Below are 814 nucleotides of genomic sequence, written 5' to 3'. Positions count from 1 at the left end.
GAAGAAAGTCGCCGAAGACGCGAAGAAGAAAGCTGCTGCCGATGCTGCGAAGAAGAAATCGCAGGATGCGGCGCGTAAATCGACCGAAGACAAAAAGGCTCAGGCCTTGGCCGATTTGCTTTCCGACACGCCGCAGCGCCAGCAGGCCTTGGCGGATGAACAGGGTGATGAAGTCGCCGGCAGTTTCGATGATCTGATTCGTATTCGTGCGGCGGAAGGCTGGGCTCGTCCACCTTCGGCACGCAAAGGTATGACAGTCATGCTGCAAATCGGCATGTTGCCGGACGGTACGGTGACTTCGGTCAACGTGACCAAGTCCAGCGGTGACGGTCCGTTTGACGCGTCCGCTGTAGCGGCGGTCAAGAATATTGGACGTTTGATAGAAATGCAGGGAATGAAGCCGAGTGATTTCGCTCCGTATCGTTCATTCAAGATGACATTCACGCCTGAGGATTTAGCCCCGTGAGAAACCTTCTTCGAGGAATGCTTGTCGCTATCTGCTGCCTGGCAGGGATGGCGATGGCAGATGAGAAAAACATTCTGGTTACCAGTGGCACTGATCGGGCGACCCCGATCGCCGTCGTTCCGTTCGCTTTCCAGGGCGGTACTGTGCTGCCGGACGATATGGCCGAAATCATCGGTAACGACCTGCGCAACTCGGGTTATTACTCGCCAATTCCAAAGCAGAACATGATCAGCCTGCCGAGCCAGGCCAGCGAGATCATTTTCCGTGACTGGAAGGCAGTTGGCGCCCAGTACATTATGGTTGGCAGCATTGTTCCCGCAGGCGGTCGCCTGCAGGTTCAGTACGCTC

At 56.0% G+C, this 814-nt stretch carries 1 protein-coding gene and 1 pseudogene; both read left to right on the top strand.

The window, feature by feature from the left end; all coding sequences use genetic code 11:
- Positions 1–466, top strand: a 466-nt coding sequence (gene tolA, locus AC1DRJ_RS30475; protein WP_477805384.1) for a cell envelope integrity protein TolA, incomplete at its 5' end; no start/stop codon positions are given.
- Positions 463–814, top strand: a pseudogene (locus AC1DRJ_RS30470) (Tol-Pal system beta propeller repeat protein TolB); the annotation flags it as partial. The gene tolA and the pseudogene AC1DRJ_RS30470, both read left to right, overlap by 4 nt.

The sequence above is a fragment of the Pseudomonas sp. P5_B2 genome (assembly GCF_056400445.1).
Note: the sequence above shows the minus strand (reverse complement) of the source record. Positions and strands in the feature narration are given on the sequence as shown.